This window comes from Microcoleus sp. Pol12B3 (assembly GCF_036701355.1).
GTDB lineage: Bacteria > Cyanobacteriota > Cyanobacteriia > Cyanobacteriales > Microcoleaceae > Microcoleus.
In genome coordinates, this window is the sequence record NZ_JAUBQS010000035.1 from 16,816 (window position 1) to 38,402 (window position 21,587).

The 21,587-nt window shown below is 46.6% G+C and carries 20 protein-coding genes; 6 read left to right on the plus strand and 14 right to left on the minus strand.

Features of this window, described 5'->3' with window-relative positions; genetic code table 11:
• Positions 1-25 precede the first annotated feature (25 nt).
• The 8 genes from QUA53_RS18205 to QUA53_RS18240 form a co-directional block, all read right to left on the minus strand.
• Positions 26-1,807, minus strand: coding sequence for a serine/threonine-protein kinase (locus tag QUA53_RS18205; RefSeq protein WP_333098969.1), 1,782 nt, complete (start codon positions 1,805-1,807; stop codon positions 26-28).
• Between the two features lie 61 nt (positions 1,808-1,868).
• Positions 1,869-2,108, minus strand: a complete 240-nt coding sequence (locus QUA53_RS18210) for a type II toxin-antitoxin system Phd/YefM family antitoxin (RefSeq protein WP_333098970.1) — start codon at positions 2,106-2,108, stop codon at positions 1,869-1,871.
• Positions 2,109-2,166: 58 nt separating this feature from the next.
• Positions 2,167-2,436, minus strand: coding sequence for a ParE family toxin-like protein (locus tag QUA53_RS18215; RefSeq protein WP_333098971.1), 270 nt, complete (start codon positions 2,434-2,436; stop codon positions 2,167-2,169).
• Positions 2,433-2,651, minus strand: a complete 219-nt coding sequence (locus tag QUA53_RS18220) for a hypothetical protein (RefSeq protein WP_333098973.1) — start codon at positions 2,649-2,651, stop codon at positions 2,433-2,435. Before QUA53_RS18220 ends, QUA53_RS18215 begins: the two co-directional genes overlap by 4 nt.
• 179 nt (positions 2,652-2,830) lie before the next feature.
• Positions 2,831-3,274 carry a hypothetical protein gene (locus tag QUA53_RS18225; protein ID WP_333098974.1) on the minus strand — a complete coding sequence of 148 codons (444 nt, stop codon included), beginning with the start codon at positions 3,272-3,274 and terminating at the stop codon, positions 2,831-2,833.
• A gap of 137 nt (positions 3,275-3,411) precedes the next feature.
• Positions 3,412-3,939, minus strand: coding sequence for a GNAT family N-acetyltransferase (locus QUA53_RS18230; RefSeq protein ID WP_333098976.1), 528 nt, complete (start codon positions 3,937-3,939; stop codon positions 3,412-3,414).
• Positions 3,940-3,981: 42 nt separating this feature from the next.
• Complete coding sequence (locus QUA53_RS18235; RefSeq protein ID WP_333098977.1) at positions 3,982-5,934, minus strand: glycosyltransferase family 39 protein; 1,953 nt, start codon at positions 5,932-5,934, stop codon at positions 3,982-3,984.
• A gap of 281 nt (positions 5,935-6,215) precedes the next feature.
• Positions 6,216-6,794 carry a hypothetical protein gene (locus tag QUA53_RS18240; RefSeq protein WP_333098979.1) on the minus strand — a complete coding sequence of 193 codons (579 nt, stop codon included), beginning with the start codon at positions 6,792-6,794 and terminating at the stop codon, positions 6,216-6,218.
• 361 nt (positions 6,795-7,155) lie between these two features.
• On the opposite strand from QUA53_RS18240, the gene QUA53_RS18245 reads away from it, so the two are divergent.
• Complete coding sequence (locus QUA53_RS18245; protein WP_333098981.1) at positions 7,156-7,488, plus strand: DUF565 domain-containing protein; 333 nt, start codon at positions 7,156-7,158, stop codon at positions 7,486-7,488.
• Positions 7,489-7,584: 96 nt separating this feature from the next.
• Positions 7,585-8,763 carry a glycerate kinase gene (locus QUA53_RS18250; protein WP_333099033.1) on the plus strand — a complete coding sequence of 393 codons (1,179 nt, stop codon included), beginning with the start codon at positions 7,585-7,587 and terminating at the stop codon, positions 8,761-8,763.
• Positions 8,764-8,971: 208 nt separating this feature from the next.
• Here the strand turns inward: QUA53_RS18250 and QUA53_RS18255 are convergent, their stop codons facing one another.
• Positions 8,972-9,340: a hypothetical protein gene (locus QUA53_RS18255; RefSeq protein WP_333098983.1), complete on the minus strand. Its 369-nt coding sequence runs from the start codon at positions 9,338-9,340 to the stop codon at positions 8,972-8,974.
• Positions 9,341-9,667: 327 nt separating this feature from the next.
• Between QUA53_RS18255 and QUA53_RS18260 the strand changes: the two genes are divergently transcribed.
• Positions 9,668-10,195, plus strand: a complete 528-nt coding sequence (locus QUA53_RS18260; protein ID WP_333098984.1) for an orange carotenoid protein N-terminal domain-containing protein — start codon at positions 9,668-9,670, stop codon at positions 10,193-10,195.
• A gap of 252 nt (positions 10,196-10,447) precedes the next feature.
• Here the strand turns inward: QUA53_RS18260 and QUA53_RS18265 are convergent, their stop codons facing one another.
• A complete protein-coding gene (locus tag QUA53_RS18265; protein WP_333098986.1) occupies positions 10,448-12,316 on the minus strand; it encodes a PAS domain-containing sensor histidine kinase in 1,869 nt (622 codons plus the stop codon).
• A gap of 398 nt (positions 12,317-12,714) precedes the next feature.
• Here QUA53_RS18265 and QUA53_RS18270 point away from each other — a divergent pair, with 398 nt between their 5' ends.
• Both QUA53_RS18270 and QUA53_RS18275 read left to right on the plus strand, forming a co-directional pair.
• Positions 12,715-13,434, plus strand: coding sequence for a response regulator transcription factor (locus tag QUA53_RS18270; protein WP_333098987.1), 720 nt, complete (start codon positions 12,715-12,717; stop codon positions 13,432-13,434).
• A 485-nt stretch (positions 13,435-13,919) separates the two neighbouring features.
• Positions 13,920-15,572, plus strand: a complete 1,653-nt coding sequence (locus QUA53_RS18275) for an alpha-amylase family glycosyl hydrolase (protein WP_333098990.1) — start codon at positions 13,920-13,922, stop codon at positions 15,570-15,572.
• A 103-nt stretch (positions 15,573-15,675) separates the two neighbouring features.
• On the opposite strand, the gene QUA53_RS18280 is transcribed toward QUA53_RS18275, so the two are convergent.
• Positions 15,676-18,309 carry an EAL domain-containing protein gene (locus tag QUA53_RS18280; protein WP_333098991.1) on the minus strand — a complete coding sequence of 878 codons (2,634 nt, stop codon included), beginning with the start codon at positions 18,307-18,309 and terminating at the stop codon, positions 15,676-15,678.
• A gap of 361 nt (positions 18,310-18,670) precedes the next feature.
• A complete protein-coding gene (locus QUA53_RS18285; protein ID WP_333098992.1) occupies positions 18,671-19,474 on the minus strand; it encodes a DUF2267 domain-containing protein in 804 nt (267 codons plus the stop codon).
• A gap of 555 nt (positions 19,475-20,029) precedes the next feature.
• On the opposite strand from QUA53_RS18285, the gene QUA53_RS18290 reads away from it, so the two are divergent.
• On the plus strand, positions 20,030-20,488 hold the full coding sequence (locus QUA53_RS18290; protein WP_333098993.1) for a response regulator: 459 nt from the start codon (positions 20,030-20,032) through the stop codon (positions 20,486-20,488).
• Here QUA53_RS18290 and QUA53_RS18295 read toward each other — a convergent pair.
• On the minus strand, positions 20,457-20,873 hold the full coding sequence (locus tag QUA53_RS18295) for a DUF2294 domain-containing protein (protein ID WP_333098995.1): 417 nt from the start codon (positions 20,871-20,873) through the stop codon (positions 20,457-20,459). The two genes, QUA53_RS18290 and QUA53_RS18295, sit on opposite strands and share 32 nt — an antisense overlap.
• Positions 20,874-20,970: 97 nt before the next feature.
• Positions 20,971-21,342, minus strand: coding sequence for a BON domain-containing protein (locus QUA53_RS18300; RefSeq protein WP_333098997.1), 372 nt, complete (start codon positions 21,340-21,342; stop codon positions 20,971-20,973).
• Between the last annotated feature and the right edge of the window lie 245 nt (positions 21,343-21,587).

Here is a 21,587-nt window from a genome sequence, read left to right on the forward strand (position 1 = left end):
GTTTCTGACCACCCGTGCGTAATTCCTAATTATGCAAGTTGTCGTCCCAGACGCCGATGTAAATCCGATCGCGCTCGTTGCGTTCGATCGTCCCTTCGAGCGAACCCTTCCTAAACGTAAACCGATTACTCCGGCGCTGCTGCACGTCGCCCAAGCCTTGCAAAATCTCTCGGCTGGCGCCGCCCACCATCCCGTTTAACGCGGTTCGCACTACCAAATCGTCCACCGACTGGGCAAAAGAACCCTCTGTTTGTACTAGCTGGCCCGAATCGCGATCGTAAATGTAGCCGAGAGTAATCCGGTTGAGCAATATTTCGTAAAGTGCGGTGCGAGTATTCGGCCAATAGCCCCGCGCTTGAGAGTCAGTCGGTTCTCCCAATTCGGATAAAATCTGACTTTCCGCCGTACCAACGGCATACCCAGGGATTGTGGGAGTCTTTTGATAATTGGTTCCCGGTTGTTCGCTGGGTGCGGGCGATCGATCTGGCGGCAACTCTTTGTCAACAAGTTTTTCCGTTGGTGTGGGTTCGGCAGCCTCCGGAGAAGGCGCTGGTGTTGGCGCTGGGGCTGGTGTTGGAGTTTCAGCAGCCGGCGCTGGAGTTTCAACAGCCGGCGCTGGTGTTTCAGCAGCCGGCGGCGGAGTTTCAGCAGCCGGCCGCGGAGTTTCTCTGCGAGTCGGGGCTGGCGTTGGTGTCGGCGCGGGAATTGGTGCGGGGCTTGAGCGCGCGTCTGGATCTGCAGGGGCCGAAGTGCGATCGTCCTGGGCCACAGGTGCGGGTTCCGAAGACGGCCGGTTGAGGAAAACCCTAGCAATACCGACAAAACCTGCAACAATAAGTGCGATCGCCACGAACCCCAAAATCCACCAAACCTTGCGGTTGCTGTCCCCAGAAGACACCACAGCAGGCGCTGTTCTGGAACCCGCAGGCGACTGAGGCCCGTGTCCCGGAATCACCGCCACCGTCGGCCCGGTGCTCGGCGACGCTGCACCATGAGGCTGCCCGTGCAGCAGCGACAGCCACTCATCCACGGTAGCAGGGCGATTTTGAGCTTCTACCGTCATCCCCCGCATCACCGCAGAACTGACAGCCGCACTTAGCTGAGGCTGCAAATCGCGGGGCGAAGGCATCGGCTGACTGGTGCGTAAAATTGCAGCCACCGGCACCTGTGCTGTCAGTAAAGTGTAAAGCGTCGCTGCCATACCGTAAACATCTGTGGCGGGCGTATATTTCCCTTGGGCAAAATACTGTTCTGGCGGCGCGTAGCCGTCGGACACCATATTAGTGTGAGATTGAGTTGCACCGGCAGTAAACTCGCGGGCAATGCCAAAATCTATCAGCACAACTTCTTGGGTGTTTTGGCGCAGCAGAATGTTTTGCGGCTTGATATCTCGGTGCAGCAAACCCTTTTGATGAACAACTTTTAAAGCAGCGCCAATTTGAGTTATGTAGAGAATAGCGAGTTCTTCTGGCAGCGGCCGATTTGGCAGTACGACATCGCCCAAATTCTGACCGGCAATGTAGTCCATCACCATGTAAGGCTGCCCGTCTTCGACAAAGAAATCGCTGACGCGGACAATATTCGGATGAACGCAGGAAGCCAACCGCCTCGCTTCGTCTTGAAACTTGCGATCGAACTCAGCAAAATTGGGTTGCTGCCGCAGAGATTCGTTGAGGGTTTTAATGACTACAGGCTGTCCTAAATAGCGGTGATTTGCCCTGAAGGTTATTCCAAAGCCGCCTCTTCCCAATTCTTGTTCGAGGGTATACTTTCCACCCTGTAAAGTTTTGCCGATTAGCGCATCCATAGGTTCAGGCGATCGCGTACCAGATAATATGGCTGATTATTGCACGTATAGTGGGATCTCCTCACCACTCCAAAGAGCGATCGCAATCCTCGATCGGCGTTGCCATTCCTTCCCGAATCGATTCCCGCATCCCCGCTACTGAGAGAAGATACAATGTTTCACGGGCAACCGATGCGGAGTCTGATTCAGATAATAACACTGCATTGCTAGTTTGTCCTGCGATCGCGATCAGTTGGTGCGACTGATTCACCGAATCGATAGACTGCTGCAACTGCTGTTGAGCTTCATTAATTTGGATCATAATTTTCCACTTGTCTAAATACACTTTTCTAATTGATATTGGCTGGCTGTAGATACTGCTACAACTGCCCCAGAAATCTATCGTAGTCTGCGTGTGAACCAACCCAAAACCAGATTACAGTGTCTGCATCCAACTGACCAAGTGCTCGATAGTTTTTGCTAATTCTGGCCGAATAGATTGGTAACTCTGGATGCACCTTCTTGAAACGCAGGCTTGGATGACTTGGGTCTTCCTTGAACTGGCGATAAGCCGCGCGCGTCTGCTGTTGAACTTGTTCGGGTAAATCAGCAAATAATCTACGGAACTCGGTTGTAGTGCGTGAATTCACAATATTTCTGGATCGAGTTCTTGGGTTTGACCTGCATGATACTCAGCCATTGCGGTCGCTGCGAGTTTAGCAAGAGCATTTGGGGAACGGGAGAATGCTTGATCCCAACGAATATCGTCTTCAAGTTCTTCCAGAATCATTGAAGCGAGGGCATCTTGCTCGCTGGCAGACAATGTTTTCAACTTGGCGATCGCACGTTCGAGTAACTCAGTCATGGCTACCACACTTTTACAATGAAAATGGCATCCTATCCATTATCCATTGTTTCACGCAAGTTGAGGGTAGGTCGAACAGATGGCAGGCTAATGATCATCCTAAGTACAGGAGAGCAGCTTCTATGTTTTATACTAGCTTTAAGCGGATGTTAGTACGTCGAAATATTGATTAAGCATTTCTATTTCACCAGCGGTGGTTCTTTGTTATTCAAAATAGCCCATGAAGCAGTAATTTGCCATTGATAGGCGGCTCGTGAATCGTTTCCAGATGCTGTTAAAGCGCATTGTGTTGCACCATATGCACTACTGCCTGCTGCCTCAGCAGGTGTAAGAAAATATGATGGATAATCGAAATATCTCATACCTCCATCTATATAATCGCAGGCAACCCCCATTGAAGCATTTTTGGCATTTTCCTCTGTCGGCTGCTTAAGCCATTGATTGGCTAAGGAGATGAAGTAGCGTTCTCCATTATCTTTCTCTTCGGGTGGTAACTGTTTAGAGACGTAGTATATAGTTTGTCTCACAACTGCCTGTTTAAAGCTGAGTTGCTGCTTTTCCCTCATTACTTTGACTAATCCTTCCAAGACTAACGAGGAGAGTTTGTTGAGAATTGAAACCATTGTAGGCTCCCATATTCGGGTTTTAGGTAGTGACTAGATTATAGCTTTTATTCAATCTGGCAGATTTAATGCTCCAACCGAGAGCCTTCAAATTACCGCCAAAACCAGTGACTTAAACAGCCCAACGGCGTTACGGTTCAAGTCGGATGATATTCATCCCTGCTTATTTGCCATCGCCATATCTTGCCTTCTTCAGGATCGTCCACCTCTGCAATGAACTTCATTCCTACTTTTTGCAACACCCTATTCGAGGCATTTTTTTCAGCTAAAGTGTGGGCGATGACTGCTTTAACCTCCTCGTGAGCGAAAGCATAATCGATCATTCCCTGTGCTACCTCAGTTGCAAAGCCGCGATTCCAATATTCGGAAGCAATTTCATAACCTATCTCTATAGTTCCCGACTCATCAGGTGAGCCTTTGAAACCTCCGTTACCGACAAGCACTTGATTTTTTGGATGAATAAAGAAGTAGCTGTGCCAGTCAGTTGGAGGCGGATTGGATTCGCAAGCTTCGTCAGCCGGGAGGGAAAATGCTTCCGGAAAAAGAGGCCAACTATTAGGCACTATGACATTTAAAATTGCTGCAAGCTCGCTTTTACTTCGTAAGAAAGCTTCTATGTGAATCCTTTCGACGGGAAGTAGTTGAAGATTCTTAGTTGTAATCATTTTTCTACCTTGTTTAACAAGTATGAACTCACACTATAGGCACTATCGAAATGCTTGTCTCGGAACCCTTGCGAGTTGGTAAGCGCCCCGACTGTCCAACAATTGATATTGATTTGGCTGCAATCCTAATTGCACAAATTTTTCTGGATATCCCAGCAACAAAATAGAGGGAGAAGTTGGGTTTTTAGATTCCTTAAGGTAGTCGAGCGCCTTTGTGAGGGATCGGTAGTAAGTCACCGGCTCTTGGGTATAAAAAACCAGACTTGGTTTCCAGAAACCAACCATAATAAACTCTTCCCCCGGCAGTTTTTGTTGAACCGCAACCTGCGCTAACTGTCTCAGAGGTAACTGACGGTTGATATCGACCACTTTGTAGGCGGGAGTCAGACCAAATATGATAAATGCTACTAACCCGATGAGGTTAGCAACCAAAATCCAGCGTTGTTGCCGCTGCCAAAGTAAAAGTGCGATCGCCACCGCTGCAGTTATCCAAATCGTACCGCCGACAATCAGCAATCCCGACTGCTGAATTGCTTGGGGAAAATTGGGCATTGCCGGGTCGTCTCCCAGCCAGTTGTAGCTGTAGAAAGTTGCTCCGGCTACAATTAATAAAAATATCACATTAAAAATGTATGTAACTAACAGCCCTCGCGGTAAAGAATTCGGTTTTTTTTCTAACTTTCCCCGCCTGTTTTCGGGTTCGTTGCCTGTAATAATATCACTCCACAGCAGCGTTACCAAAATCGCAGCGGCGGGGATTAAAGGCAATACATAACTTGGCAATTTCGTCACGGCGATCGTGAAAAAGCCAAAGATGCAGCCGAACCAAAATAGGGCAAATAAACTCAACTGAGCCGATCGCGGTTGACGACGCCAGTAACTGCGCTGCCAAAAACGGGTGCGGGCGATCGCCACCGGCAAATAAATCGACCAAGGCGCAAAACCCACTAGCACTACAAAAAAGTAAAAATACCAAGGCGCCGAGTGCTTGTTGACTACCCCAGTAAAACGCTGGAAATTGTGATAGCCAAAAAAGCTGTCAATATAAGTTTGACCGTTGGCTAAAATAACCAAAATGTACCAAGGCAGGGCGATCGCCAAAATAATCAAGATTCCCGACACCGGACGCATTTCGCGCCAAAGTTGCCGAAAATTTCCCAAATAAAGCCCGAAGCTGCCAACAATCAGTCCTGGGACGACAATTCCCACAGGCCCCTTAGCCAGAATTGCTAAGGCAATTAGTACGTAAAAAGTCAGATACCACTTATTCGGAAATCTGGAAGCGGAAACAGTGGAAAATTCTGCTTGTTCTCTCTGTTCTTCTAGAGTGTAACCGAGAAAAAATGCGAGGAGTGCCGAACACATACAGCCGACTAATAGCATATCTGAAACGCCAGTCCGTCCCCAGGCAATAGTTTGGGGATTTAAAGCTATAAGCGCCGCACCAATCCAAGGAGTAGAAAGAAAGATTGGGATATTGGGGGAGTGTCCGAGGGGGAGAGTGTCCGAGGGGGGGAATTTTGCTTGTTCCTCATTCTGTCTTCCTTCTTCCTTCTTCCTTCTTCCTTCTTCCTTCGATAAGGTATAAAATCCGAGGCAAGTCAGACCGATCGCGCACAATGCCGAGGGAAGACGCACGGCCCATTCGTTAACGCCCAGAGTGCGGTAAGCCACGGCCATCAGCCAGTAAATCAGCGGCGGCTTGTCAAACCTGGTTTCGCCGTTGAAATAAGGAGTGATGAAATCCCCTGTCACGGTCATTTGACGCGCGGCTTCGGCAAACAACGGTTCGGTTTCGTCAACTAAGCCTATGTTGCCGAGGTTCCACAAAAAAGCCACAGAGGCGATCGCGCACAGCCATAAAATTGATAGCAGCAAAGGTGCGAGCCTCTTCGATGGCTTCGCTAACGGGCGATTTCTAAACTCTGACAAATTTTTAATAACTTCCTTCACGGAAACTTCCTGCGATTTTAGATTTAAAATTTTAGCTCGCATAGAGAGTCTACCGAAAGATTCGCATTCTCGAAACTCCCAATTCGATCGAATGCGGTTCAACTGAGATGTTACACCATTCTCAATAAGGCTTTTATGGGCGGGCTAGAGCAACCCCGCTCCTACTCCCCACAACAAAATTCACGCTTTGTAGAACAGGCAAGATGCCTGGTATTTATAATGATTCGGCTATGTGAGGTTAACCTCACACAGCCGAATCATTCTCAATAAGACCGTATCAACCGTGTTTCTCGATTAAAATCTCGGCACCTGCAGCTAAGGGTTCACGGCTGCAAAATTAATTGCCATTCTCCGGCTGTGCTGTTCCAAGCGGGCGAGGATGTCTCCCCGGCGACGAAAGGCCCCCAGTAGCGGCGAGAACCATCCTGAGCAAAAACCACCAGAATGTCTCCTCGTTTGACTTGTAACTTGCCCTCCGGCAGCGATAGCATCAGTCCCTTGCCGCCGCCTTCCCCCGGCGCAAAATCCCAGTGCGCGGGTTTTCCATAGGATTTCTCGGCTTGCCGTTTCGACAGCAGGGCTACTCGCACTGGGTGTTCGCTGCGGTTGCTGACGCGCAAAAGGCCGGAGGCTTTAGCATTTACAGGGACTGAGGAAAGCAATTCCTCCTCTGGATCTGGGGGGGTTGGTGTTGAGTCTGGTTTGGGATCGGTGGCGGTGTCGGCAGAAGCTGTCGCGACTGGGGAAACGGGGGGTATTGGGGGGAGTGCGGTGGCTTGTGAGGGCCAGTCGCTGGACTGATTTGAACCGTTGGAGATAGTGATTTCAAAACGTCCTAGAAACATTCCTGTAATTAGGACGATCGACACTCCAATTACGATCTGGTAAATTTTAAGATTCATAAATTTTAGGCTTAAAGGATAGACTGCACCCGAAATTAGTCTTAACTATTTTTAATGTAAAACCAGGGTCTGCTGTGCCACAAGATACAGTTACACTTAATTACTTGAGCGTTCTCGGCTATAAGTCCGCGATCGCTCAATACCATTTTAGATGTTAAATTTTAGATTTTAGATTGCGACATACTCCCCCCGGTAAGAATTTGGAGTTGATCAGGAGGGGCATTTGTTTGCTCATCGGTTTAGCTTTTAATAGCAGTTAAAAAAAAGAGTACCACTATAGGCCTGTACTCCAAACCCCAATATTCATCAGTCATTCCGCATCTCAAATTTCAAATCTCCAATCTCAAACCGTATAATTTTTATGCAGAATACCCGAATTAACAGATTGATTGATGTTCTGGGCGATCGCTTCGGAGGCTGGCTGAACAATCCTTGGCGGCGGATTTCGCTCCTGCTAATTAGCCTGCTGTTCGGCACTTTTTTGGGAACAGCTATTTCGACGATCGCGGGACAATCCGCTGAGTGGGATATTATCGCGGCCGGGCTGTTGGTGTTGTTGACGGAGTTCGCCAACTGGCTGGTTTACGCCCGCCTGCGGTCTGTAGTAGGTTCTTTTTCGGTGCATATGCTCAATGCTCTGAAAATTGGTATCACTTACAATTTATTTGTGGAGGCTTTCAAACTAGGTTCTTAAAAACTTTTTCAATCGGCGCGGATTTAGGATGAAATATTTGTCAATTGCAGATAGGATTTGTACAAAACCCCCTCTGGCATCAAGAGTTTTGAGAAGATGGCTCGATCGACTGTAACCCCTGTTGAAATTTTACATCGATGGCAAGCCGGCGATCGCCCGTTAGCGAAGCCCGCCCCTACGGGGGCTACGCCAACGAAGAGGATCGCGCCCGACTTCGAGCACCTGGCTTTTTGGGAACTTGCAGATGATTTGCGAGCGCGCGCTTTTGGCATTACTCCCGACAGTGTAGCCGATGTTGTCCGCTGCAAAACCGATTTATTCTTTTCTATTCTTGACGTACTGCATACTTTCCCGCTAAAGTCAACAGTTTTCCTCGAAACTTTGTGGAATCTTTGGCTGCCGCTGGCAATGCAATTATCGGCTGCCCAACAAAGTTTAAATCGTCCTCTAATTCAAGGAATTTTAGGAGTGCAAGGAACGGGAAAAACTACTTTATGCCAAGTTTTGAGGCTGATTCTGGGAAAATTGGGATATTCTACTGTCAGCATTTCTTTAGACGATCTTTACAAGACTTATGCCGATCGCCAACAACTCCAAAAAGCCGACCCGCGTTTAATTTGGCGCGGCCCCCCCGGCACTCACGATATTGACTTGGGAATCGCAGTTTTAGACAAGTTGCGCCGTTCTCCAACTCGCGAATTAGCAGCAGTTGACAATCCCAAATCTGATGCCGTAAAACCGGCTCTAATTAAAAATATAGAAATTCCCAGGTTTGACAAATCAGCCTATGGAGGTGCAGGAGATAGAAGTCAACCCGAAATTATTTCCGGTGCGGATATTGTACTTTTTGAAGGTTGGTTTGTCGGCGTGAATCCGGTGGTTGATGCTAAATTAAACGAGTTTTTGGCGACTGCACCGTTTCCGATTTCCACAGAAAGCGACTGTCAGTTTGCGCGCGATATGAATGAGAAGCTGCACGACTATCTGCCGCTGTGGAACCGATTAGATCGGTTGATTGTTTTGTATCCCCAAGATTATCGCATTTCTCAAGTGTGGCGCAATCAGGCGGAACGGGAAATGATGGCGGCGGGGAAGTCGGGAATGTCAGAAGCTGAGATTAATCGGTTTGTTGAATATTTCTGGAAAGCGCTGCATCCCGAGTTATTTATTAAGTCGATGGTTGAGGGGGATGGTGTGGATTTAGTAATTGAAATTTTGGGCGATCGCACTGTCGGCAAAATTTGTCGGGCGATCGACTTAAAATTAAACATTTAAGGATACAACAAAGTTGTGTCGCTACCCTATTGCAGTCTTTAAGGACACAACAAAGTTGTGTCCCTACTGTATAGCAGCTTATCGTACACTCACTCGACAATTCATGACTTATGCAAAACGTGATTTGACGCGGGAATTATAGGGGTAAGGCGGGACATCAGCACCCTACAATACAGAGGTTTTGCATCGAGGATGGAGAATTTCTAAATTAACTGCCGGGAGTACCAAGATCGATCGCTTTCTGCATCAAATCGTCGGTAACTTCGCCCGGTGTACCAGCAGGCTTAATTTCCTGAGCCATCGAACGAAAATCATTGGGATTGCCGCTTGTATCTGCCGGCTTTGCAATATTATCTTGAGCAGCGGGAATAGGAAATTTAGGTGCAGTTGCAGCGGCGGCAGCTTGAGCGCCGGCACCTGTGCGGTCGATGTCACTAACGCTGAATTCTTTTGAAGCTTCGTAGTCTGCTGATACATCAACGGTCGGCAACTTTTGTTCTCCAGCTTCCGCGCTTTCAGTGATCTGCTGAGCGTCAAAGTTTTCAGTGTTATTGACTTCTGTATTGATTTGAGACATAGCCGACTCCTTGCTAGTTTTATTTAACAATTCACTGTATCAATTATTACTTTACTCCCAGGCTTTTTCATCTACCCGCAGATGTATCGTTGGCTTCTATCTTAAGGATGATTTATTCTAGGTTAGTGCCTTAATATTACATCACTTTCCGAAAAGAATGCAGCTTTAGCCAAGCGCTCAACCCATACATACTAAGCCATTCCCCATTGTTTAATCTAAAATCTAAAATCTAAAAACTAAAATTGTATTACCTCTCGGGGATGGTGACTTGTACTTACAAATCTTGATATTTGTATATTCTGAAAGCATTTTTAAGGAATTTTGTTTATGAACTCACCCGCCGCCACCAATCCTCACTCTCTCTCCAACGACACTAAAAACATCGTTCAGACAATCAACGGGTTGGGTACAGATGAAAAACTGGCGCTGCTCTACTTTGTTTATGAAAAAATGGGAGATTCAATTACACCAGCAGCTCCCGCCGCCGCCGAACCAGAATTAGCTCCCATGCTGCTGGATGATTTTTACAAGCTTTCCCATGACCAACAACTGAATATAATGCGCGGTATTGTCAACGGCGACGACACGCCGTATTCTCACGCTTACGGAGCTTTAACTGCTAACAATCAGTTGGTAGTTTGGTATGCTTGGGCTATTGGTATGGGGGAAACAATTGTCGATATCCCCGAAGGATATGAGGCAACGGAGGCTGTCAATGGCGTGTTGGGTCAAATTGAAGGTCTTGATTTTGAACAGCAAATTACAGTGCTGCGCGACGTAGCTAATAATATGGGCTACACCGATGTTAAACCAATTGCTACTCAGGCGGAAGTAGGGAAAACTTCTAGTCTTTAAGACATAAAAGTCTGCTGTTGCAACCTATCCTACACAAACTCTCCTCCTAGCAGAGAGGGACTCAAGAATAAAGGGATTACCCAAAACCTCTATATGTAGGGTGCGCCGAGGTGCACCCTACTGCTATAATTACTAGGTAAAACCTTTTTTTGCTCTTAGTCATATTTATTTTTTCGTGTCTTAGAGAGGGACGAAAATTTTTGTACGATCGGTTAAAATCGGCCATTGTGATAAATATAAAAAGGTTTTCAGTCAGAAATTGAGTTTTTTAGGGTAAATTTTTCGCGGGAACTCGATCCGAAATATCGAACCTTTGTTGGGTTGACTTTCGGCGGTAATTTTACCGTGGATCATCTTGACTAAAGAAGCACAAATAGCTAGTCCTAAACCAGTGCCGGGATATTGGCGAGTTGTACTTTGGTCGCCTTGGTGGAACTTGTCGAAAATGTGGGGAAGATCCTTTTCACAGATGCCGATTCCTGTATCCCGAACCGTGATAATTAGCCGATCGCTATTTAATGCCCGCACCTCAATGTAAATGCTGCCCTCATGTGTGAATTTAACCGCGTTGGAAACGAGATTGACCAAAATTTGCCGCAGGCGCAACTTGTCATTAACTATCAACTGATCCTGCAAGCAGACGCTGACGGACATTGCCACGTTCTTATCGGTGGCTTGATTTCCGAATTCCAGGGCGACATCCATTACTAAATGCGCTAAATTAAATTTTTCAATTTTTAATTCTGTGCGGCCACTCTCGATTTTGGAGAGGTCGAGGATATCGTTAATCAGCAGAAGGAGATTTTTGCCGTTATGTAAAATGCGCCCCACCATTTCTGTTTGCTGGGCGGTCAGCAGTTGTTTGTGCTGGCGCAGCAGCAATTGGGAAAAGCCGATAATCGAATTCATGGGAGTTCGCAATTCGTGGGACATGATGCCCAAAAATTGCGATTTTAACTTGGCTGCTTCTAGCAATTCCAATTTTTGCTGTTGAATGCGTCGCCCCTGATTTTCCAGTTCTTCCTGCTGGCGAATTAGCAGCTCGTTTTGCAAGTCTAAAAGCTGTTCCTGCTTTTTTAATTTTTCGATCGCCAGCGCGTTGTTAATCGCGATCGCCGCTTGTTTTCCCATCACCGCCAGCAGTTGCTGAGTATGAGCGTTAATCGCCCTGCTGTCTTTCCCGTTGCCGATGGCCAACACACCCAAACGCCCGCTTGGCGCCGACTCGATCGCTGCAGCACAGGCCGCCGCCGGCAGCCCGCCGTCGCCAGACTCCGACCGCAACAGTACAGACTCTCCTGTCGCAAATGCTTTCCACAGCAGCTTGTTTTGCACGTGCGGGGTTGTACCCTCACCAAAGTTTTCCGTGCCCCCGACAGCGCTGACTTTGAGGCCGCTGCAATCGTACTCCAGGAGAGCAACTAGGCAAAATTCCGCTCCTGCGATCGCCTCTACAGTCGCATCCGCAATGCCTTGCAACAACTGGCACAAGCTACCCGCGCGCTGGCTCAACAAATTTGTAAATCGATCGAGCGCGTGCAACTCGTGTGCCGCGTCCCATACCGTCCGGGCTCCACACAAATTTTTTGCTGTAAAATTGTTTTTTGAGGGCACTCGATCGGGCAAGAATTCTGGTTCTGCTTGGGGTTCGGCTGGAGTTTTTTGGATGGCGTCGATTTCGGTGTAGGTTCCCACCCACTTCCAAACTTCCTGACTGTCTAGATTAGCGGGCGTTCCTGTGGCCAGGTTCCAGCGGTAAATGCCCTCTCGCGTCCGCAGACGAAATATAATTTCGTAACTTGACGGCGGGAACTTAGAAGTGTGCGATCTCGCCAAAAGACGAGGACGGTCTTCTGGGTGAACCTGCGCCAGATAGCCGAAACCCAAAGCTGCTGCTGCTGGTACGCCCGTGTAGTCCTCCCAGCGCTGACAGAAATAAGTCGCCCAGCCGTCGGTCTTTGTTTCCCAACCTATGTGAGGAATTGCCGACAGCAGGCGATCGTCCTGAGTTTCGCAGTCGCCAACTTGCGGTTGGGGGGATGTTATTTCAGATACTTTGTGTAAGATTTCAGAGTCGGAAAACTCCGACGGAAAAGACTTATTGCGGTCATGCTGAGTCATAACAGGTTATATAAATAAGCATTGGACTTGAGCCCTAACACCGGCTAAAGACTCGTGCTGCTAGCTTTATGGATTTTGACGTGCCAAGTGCATCAAAATTTTTTATACTTTAAAATTATCTCGGTAGTGATATCTTTACCTCTATCAACGGGCGGACAATGAGATAATTCAGTTAAACTGTTAAAACATTGAGAGCTTACCTGTCCAGAGGAAGGCTCGTGCAGGCATCGCCGCAAAATAACTTAAAAATTAACTTGCATTCTTGGCGGCTGCATGAGTATGCTTAAAAATGATGTGCAGCCTGTAAAACCCTAAATCAGGACACATTCTCAAATTTACTCAGTTTATCTGAGTCAGTTGACGATATTTTAAAAGTTTAGCGGACTATTGGAAGAAAGATGAGTAAAATTCGCGTTGCTTTGATAGAAGACCATGACCTGACAAGAGTCGGCATCCGCACAGCTTTACAACAGCGTGACACGATAGAAGTTGTCGGCGATGCAGCTAACGCTACAGATGGATTGAAACTGCTTCAGTCTTCAAAACCTGACGTGGCAATTGTAGATATTGGATTGCCGGATTTTGATGGCATTGAACTTACACAAAAGTTCAAAAAATCCGTAGCGGAGTCCGATCCAGATACAAAAATTTTGATTCTGACTTTTCAGGACAATGAAGAAGAAGTTCTGGCAGCTTTTGCCGCCGGAGCTGACTCTTACTGCATGAAAGATATTAGCTTCGATCAGTTATTAGATGTAGTAAAAGTAACTCACGAAGGTAATTCTTGGATCGATCCGGCGATCGCCCGTATCGTCCTGAAACAAGCTCGCACTCAGGAAACCGCGCCGGAAGAACCGAAGGCTGAGGGCAAAAGAGTCACAATTAAGGCTGCCGAACCCGAGTTTAGTCACATCATTGAGACTTACCCTTTAACCGAGCGGGAATTAGAAGTTTTGGAACTGATCGTGCAGGGTTACAGCAATGCTGCAATCGCCGAAAAGCTGTACATTACTGTCGGTACAGTCAAGACTCACGTCCGCAATATTTTGAACAAGTTGTGCGCGGATGACCGCACTCAGGCAGCCGTTCTTGCCCTGCGTTCTGGCTTGGTTGGATGAAGCCTTATCATCAGGCAAAATCAAGTTAAAAGTAGGGTGCGCTGGGCGCACCTTACGGTCACTGATTAAGGGTGTGCGCTGCACACCGACTCACTAATTGTTACCCAAAAATTAGGGGTAGCAGCGTGCACCAGCTAAGCAATTGTTTGTTGTTAAAACAGTAATAAGTTTTAAAGGCGCATCTATCCTAGTACAGATATTTTTTTCATTTTTAAAAAAAGTAAATATACCTTAAGATAGATGCTAAAAAACTATCATATTACTAATACTTATTGTTGAGCGATGCCCAGTTAGATTAATTTCGCTCCCACTGCCAATATTGCGCGATCTCACTTCATAAAAGGCGCAGGCAGAAGCCAGATTACGATACTTTTAGGAATAGTTAAGCCTTAAAGAAATTATATCCGCAGAGCGATGCTGAGTTCGCTTAAGTTAGCGAAATTAAAAGTATCAACTGCTACTGAAATGTTTTAGAAAGAGGTATTATGACCGCCCCAATTGAATTCAAGTTATTTGCTCCCTATAACAAAGGAGCTGCCTTGATTGGCTCTTTTTCTAATTGGGAAGAAATTCCGATGGAAAAGGACGAAGAGGGTTATTTCCGCACGCGAGTTGAGTTGGAGGATGGCGTTTATCAATACAAATTTCGCGTTCAGTCGAAAAGCTGGTTTCTGGAAGCGGATCAGTGGGTAGATATAGTCGATCCCTACGCGACTGATATCGACGATCCTACTCAAAACGGCATTGTTCGGATCAAAGATGGCGATCGCATTGTCGATACCTACGTCTGGAAACACGACGATAAACCGCTACCGGCCGATCGGGAATTAGTGATTTACGAAATGCACGTTGCCGACTTTTCCGGCGGCGAAGCCGATCCCTTCGCCCGCGGCCAGTACAAGCACGTCGTCGAAAAACTCGATTACCTAGTCGAACTCGGCGTCAACGCGATCGAACTCATGCCCCTCAAAGAATACCCAGGCGACTACAGTTGGGGCTACAACCCCCGCTACTTCTTCGCTGCCGAGTCCAGCTACGGAACCACAGAAGAACTCAAAAACCTGATAGACGAGTGTCACGGGCGCGGTATTCGCATCATCATGGACGGGATTTACAACCACTCGGAATCATCGAGCCCCCTCACTCAAATCGATCACGATTATTGGTACCACCACGCCCCGCGCGATCCTGACAACAATTGGGGCCCGGAATTTAACTACGAATTTTACGACGAAAACTTAGGAACTTTCCCGGCGCGCAAATTTATTGGCGATACAGTCCGCTTCTGGATTCAAGAATATCATCTCGACGGCATTCGTTTCGACGCGGCGCGACAAATTGCCAACTACGATTTCATGCACTGGATAGTTCAAGAAGCCAAAAATGTTGCCGGCCCCAAACCGTTTTATACCGTTGCCGAATACATTCCCGAAAATCCCAGCATCACGAATGTAGACGGGCCGATGGACGGCTGCTGGCACGACAGTTTCTATCACTCCATAATTCCACAACTCTGCGGGGACAATTTTGATTTAGAACGGCTCAAAGAGGTAATCGACTGCAAGCGGCAAGGTTTCTTGGGTGCTACGAATGTAGTCAATTATTTGAGCAATCACGACCACGATCGCGTTTTTGCCGAATTGGGCGATCGCGGAATTTTGGATGAAGCAGCATTCAAACGGGCGAAGTTGGGAACCGTGCTGTTAATGACAGCAGTTGGCGTGCCGCTGATTTGGATGGGCGAAGAATTTGGCGAATACAAAGCCAAAACAATTGAGCAATCTAAAATTGACTGGACGCTGCTAGGAAATGACCTGAATAAAGGTTTGTGGGAATACTACAAAGGCTTAATTCACCTGCGTAAAAATAACCAAGCACTTTACACAGAAAACATCGACTTTTTCCACGAAGACCCCGACTCAAAAGTTTTTGCTTACACTCGCTGGAACGATGAAGGTTCGAGAGTGGTAGTAGTGGCGAATATGTCGGAAAATTATCTAGCAGGTTACAGCGTTCCCCACTTCCCGGCAAACGGAACTTGGCACGAATGGACAGGTAATTATGATATTGAATCGGGCGATGACAATATTATGATTGACTTGCCGGAATACGAAGCGAAAGTGTTTGTTTGGCAGTAAGTTGTCCTATCGATTCCGGTTGCACTCCTTATAATTGTTGAGTGTTGACTGTTAACTGTGAGTCAACAGTCAACAATCACGGACGGTGCAACCGGAATTGATATTATTTCCCCGATTGATTTTCTAAGCACAATTGGGTTATAGCCGCCGCCGGTATTGGTTTGCTAAAAAAGTAACCCTGACCCATATCGCACTGATGCGAGTGCAAAAATGCCAACTGTTCTGCTGTTTCCACTCCCTCAGCAATCACCTGTAAATTCAGGCCCTGTCCCAAGGCGATCGCCAGTTTCACAATAGTAGCACCGCTGCTGCCAGTCACCAAGTCGGCAACGAAAGATTTGTCTATTTTTAAATTATTGAGGGGAAAGTTTTTCAAAGACCACAGCGAAGAATAACCGGTACCAAAATCATCCAAAGCAATGTGAATTCCCATGTCCTGCAACTGCTGCAATACCGACACCGTAAAGCTCACATCTGTCATGGCAATGCTCTCGGTAATTTCTATTTCTAAATACTCGGGATTTAACTTTGTTTCTGATAAAATTTCAGCGATGGTTTGTACCGTGTGAGGTTGCAGAAACTGCCGGGCTGATAAATTCACCGCTATCCGCATCGGCGGCAATCCCAGTAACTGCCACGCTCGATTTTGCAAGCAAGCAGTCCGCATCACCCATTCGTCTATTTGGCAGATTAATCCTGTTTCCTCAGCTAAGGGAATAAATCGATCGGGAGAAATCAAACCGCGTTCGGGATGTTCCCAGCGAATCAGAGCTTCCATGCCGACTATTTTACCAGTCTTTAAATTTATTTGCGGTTGATAGTGCAGGACAAACTCGGATTTTTTTAGAGCTTTGTAAAGATGATTTTCTAAGTTAAGATCCTCGGAGACTTTACTGCCGATCGCCCGCGTGTAAAACTGATAATTATTGCGACCTTTCTGTTTAGCTTTGTACATTGCAGCATCAGCATTTTTCAGCAAAGTTTCTGCATCTTCTCCGTCATAAGGAGCCAAAGCAATTCCCAAGCTAGCCTTAATATAAAGTTCTAGACCGTCAAAATCAAAAGGACTGCTTAAACTCTGGATAATTAGCTGGCAAATTTTAGTTGCTTCCTCAGGGCTATTGAGATTGTACAGCAGCACAGTAAATTCATCTCCGCCCCAACGAGCCATCGAATCCCCCACGCGCAAACAGTTAGCCAAACGCCGAGATACACTTTGCAGCAACAAATCACCCACTTGGTGACCTAGGGTATCGTTAACATTTTTAAATCTATCCAAATCAAGAAAGATAACCGCCAGCATTTCTGCGTTTTGGTGAGCACTAGCTAAAGCTAAAGACAGCCTTTCATTAAACAGCAATCTATTAGGTAAACCGGTTAATGGGTCGTGAGAAGCTTGATGTCGAATCATCGCCTCGACCCGTCTCTGCATTGCAGCCATGTACAGGTGAGTTCCTAAAGATTGTGCTAGCTTCTGTTCCTCGCTAGTCCACTTTTGAGCTTCGCCTGTTTTGATTTCTTTCCAAGCTGCAAAAGATTGTCGGGGACGATCGTTCCGGGCGTCCGAACTGCAACGCCCCGCCCACAAAATTTCTGTTTCTATAGGGCTGCGAAAAACGGTGAGACAGCCGATGCACTGTTGGCGGTATTGCAGCGGTACTGCCAAAAATGAACGAATGGAAGCTGCGACTAAATTGGCAGATACAGATTTGAGTTGAGGTTCTTTAGAAATATCGGCAATTGCATACAAATGCGGTACGATAAAACTGGAAACATTGCTGTCAATTGAACTGTAATGCTGGGAATATAGATTTTCAAAAATATCTAATTGGCTTGTATGATTAGCAGTTTGTGTTCGATCGCCTTGGTTGTCCAACCCCATGATCTGCTGCCAAAACGGGCTGAGTTCAAGGTCGAGATCCGCGGGCTGCTGGCCACAGGTATAAAGCAAAGCCGGTCGATCGCCAAACTCGGCTGCAAGGTAGAGTCGCCCTCCCGAACCACGCAAATGCTTGACAGTTTGTTCCAGAACTGATTTCCGAATTTCGTTGAGTTCCAGAGGAGAATGCAGCAAACTCGTAATTTGGTTGATAACGGCTTCGTCACGCGCTTGCTGTCTAGCTTGACTCAGCAGAAAAGATTGGGCGATCGCAATTGAAAGTTGATCGACAAGCAACTGCACCATTTTCAATTCTCGATCGCTAAACCGTTTCGGTTGGCTATGGTGAGACACCAACAGCCCCCAAAGGTGATTTTGATGCACAATCGGCACCGTCAGAGAAGAACGTGCCCCCATAGCCTTCAGATATTCAGCGTGACAGGGGTCTACAGGACGATAGGTAATGTCTTCAACTGCTAAAGTTTTGCCGGTTTCGGGACAATCTAACCGATTAATTGTTTGATGCTTCAATTCCACATCTACAATCACTCGCTGCCGCGCTTTGAGAAACATTTCCCGAGCACTCTGGGGAATGTCGCCTGCTGGAAACCGCAAACCCAGCATAGAGGACAAATTGTTGCCGTTGATCGACTCAGCAATGACCTCACCGCTACCGTCGGCCTCAAAGCGATAAACTTTTACTCGATCGCTCTCTAAAAAGCTGCGGATTTCTCGGGCAGTTGTCGTCAAAATCTCCTGCAGTTCTAAAGAGTTGCGGATGCGATTGGTAATTCGATTGAGTAAAATCTCTTGTTGTAAAGTCGATCGTGACATTTGTCTAACTTTGGTGCGGGTCATGCCTTTTGATCTCCCGGGCTGTTGACAGCATTTTTGCGATCCACAGTCTTAACTTGCCTTGTATTATACATTACAACACTTTCGCGGCGTCTAGGGGCTTGACCCAAACCCAGAGCGAGAAACTCGGTTTATGCGAATATTTCGGCTTTTTCGACAAATTTCGGTGATATACCGGGTTTTTTACAGCACTTACAAAGCAAGAAAAGAGCCATCAGAAAATTAGTGAGGACGAAAGCCCGATCCAGTTTAATCGGGACTTTCGTCCTCATTAGAAAGCAATTCCAGAGTTAAAAGACAAAAGGTATAGAGAAACCAGCTTGGTCAAGCCGGCTGGTAAGTATTTATACCTTAAAATGTCTCATTAAGCTGACTCCCAAATTCCCCGAATTCTGTCCGGCAAAAAGCCAGCTATTTCCTGAATTCGCTCCTCGGACAGCTCATCCTTCGTGGCAGAAAATACAGCCGCGATCGCAGTTTCCGGTTTTACTCCTGAAGGAAGTGCGCCTTCTAGTTCCACCCTCCGTGCAAACAAATTGCCATCGATCCCCAAAGGTGCAGGCTCGCCGGTCAAAGGCTGACGTATCCGGCTGAGCAATCCCACCAGCGGATTTGTATCTTTCCAGAGGTCTGCTATTTCTTGTTGCAGGGTTTTGTCATCCGTAGGCAAAACTTCTTTGTGCAATTCAGCTTCCACGTGATCGATTGCTTCTGTTGTCATCACATCGCGCATGATCCGGTACACTACTTCGGTAATGTCGCGGGCATCAAAAATATCCTCCAAGTGACCGTTTACCATCACTTTTTCCAAAAACGGCATATCCTTTGAAGCGATAGGAACTGCAGATCCTTCCTGGTGGAGCGACGTAGGAGGATTCGTCTCCATTTTGTGTAACAGTTTGCGGCCTTTTTCTGTTAACTCGGCTTCTTGAAATGCCACTAAAGGCGGCAATAACTCAGCTCCTCCATAAGGATCGCCACTAAACTGAGCTTTGATAAATTCCCTTTGGTTGAGGTAGTCCAAATGACCGAGCAATTCCGCTTCTGCCACCTTGTGACCGACATATTCTTCCGCTGCGTTCCTAATTTCCGACTCTCCCCTGCCGTTGTCAGTGCCAATCTTTTTGAGCAAAATGTAAGTTAGGTCGTCTCTGAGTGGAATTGTCATTAAAACCTCCTAGGTTAATATCCGGTCAAGCTCATGTAAAAACTGATTTTTTTTACTGGCTTAAATTGTGATGATTACTACTTAAAAATATTGAAGTCTAAAGTAGAGTAATTAAGTATCTCTCAGCAGGTGGAAGTTATTAAAATTAAGTATCGTTTAGAATCTTCCTTTAGGTAGATCCATGTAGGGGAACCCATGTCTAATGTGGTTAATATCCTAAAAAGCTGTCGCCGCTATTGAATGTTATTAAGCGAGGATGCTTTATTGGTAACATTTTTCGTATTTATTGCGTATTTATTACGTATTTTTACCAAGGCTGACGCACGAAGAGTACCTCAGTGGGTAATTGGTGCTGGGAGAGGTAGAATTAAGCAGATGCTATGCGGTTAATCAACTGCAGTCGTTTTGCCTGCAGCTTGTAGCAATATTGTATCGGGTTAGACCAAAAACTGGTCATTGGAGAACTACAAATACGAGCCAATCTGTTTCAAGTGCCGCAGCGCCACTTGAAGAATGCCTCGGAGACAACTTTTTTGATCGTTTCGCTCGGCATTTATGAACTACCCTCATTGGAACAATAAATTGGAATCCTCGTCTTTCACGAACGGTCAACCCCCGGTTGAGCAGCGTCCTTTAGTGTTGGCGGTAGACGACAATCATGACAACTTAGAGCTGCTGACACAAATACTCGATTTATTGGGCTGTGAGTGCGTGGGAGCAGTTGACGGGTACGCAGCTCTTTCAGCAGCAGTCGATCGACATCCAGACCTAATCGTACTCGACATTTGCCTGCCGGATATAGACGGTATGGAAGTAGTAAAGCGCGTCCAACAAAACCCACAGATCAGACATATTCCGATTGTTGCGGTCACAGCACTAGCAAAACCAGAAGACCGCGCTCGAATTCTCGAAGCAGGCTGCGTGGAATACCTTTCCAAACCTTTTAACATCAAAGATTTAGAAACAGTTATCCGCCAGCACCTCAACTGTCAACTGGTTTTGGTTGAGTTTTAGATTTATAATTAGAATCACGAACTTGAGGTGCAGAGTCCAAAATTGCGATCGTTCCAGTGCGGCCGGTCTCCAAGGTCGCATCGCGGAGCAAATCAGTGACTCCCACGCCCAAAACCTTTTGGATTAATTCTTTCAGTTGCAATTCCAGAAGTGATTCTAATTGTGTCCGCACTTGCAACGCCAAATCTTGGTGACCGTTCTGAGCCAGCAGTTTTTCGGGTTGAGTAAGCCCATTTTCAACAACTATTATCAATTTGTTATCCAAAAGATTGCAGAGCGCCTGACTCGTGGAGTGTCCGAGTTGAGAGCGGTACAAAGCTTGAATTCCCTGCGAAAGAGTCCGTTCTAATTTCCCCCGAGTAGGTTCTAAGGTTTCCCCTGTCATATTTTTTAGTTAAGCCATAAGAGATAAAAAAAAACTGTTAGCAGTTAACAGTTAACAGTTAACTGCTAACTGCTAACTATTAGAAATAACCGTCGCGTTAGCCGACAGAAACTTGATCGGTTTCCACCCCAGTTGCACCCTTAACACCTTTAGCAATTGTCACCAACCTGCTGACAATTTCCTGACTGGGAACTGTACCTTTGAGAACCACCGTAGTGCCATGTTGAGCCACATAAACAGTCTCAATATCCGCAACATCTGGATTTGCATCGAAAGCCTGAGCCACCCGTTTAGCTAAGCCGCTTTGATCGTATTCTCCGTTCAAGCCCATGCGTTCCGGCGGGATTGTCTGAGCGCTCGCTGCCGCTTGAGCTTGAGCTTCAGCTACAGGTGCTTGGTAAGCAGGAGCGTCAACAGTTTCTTGATTTTCTAGTTTTTCTAAACCAAACAATCTTTTTAACCAACCCATAGAATTTGTCCTCCGACAAAGTTTGTGTTAATTGACGTGTTAATTGACGTGTTAATTCACGTTTGGCAAGTCGCCCTGTAATTGTTATTCTCAATACCAGGAATTACGATCGCACTCTTGGATGCAGAAACCGATTTTTTTTACAAAAAAGTATCGTTACAGCCATCCACCTAGGTAGAAAAACCCAGTTTGTTGAGTTTGGTGCGCCCGTCTTAAATACAATTTACTGTTGTACAACTGGGCCG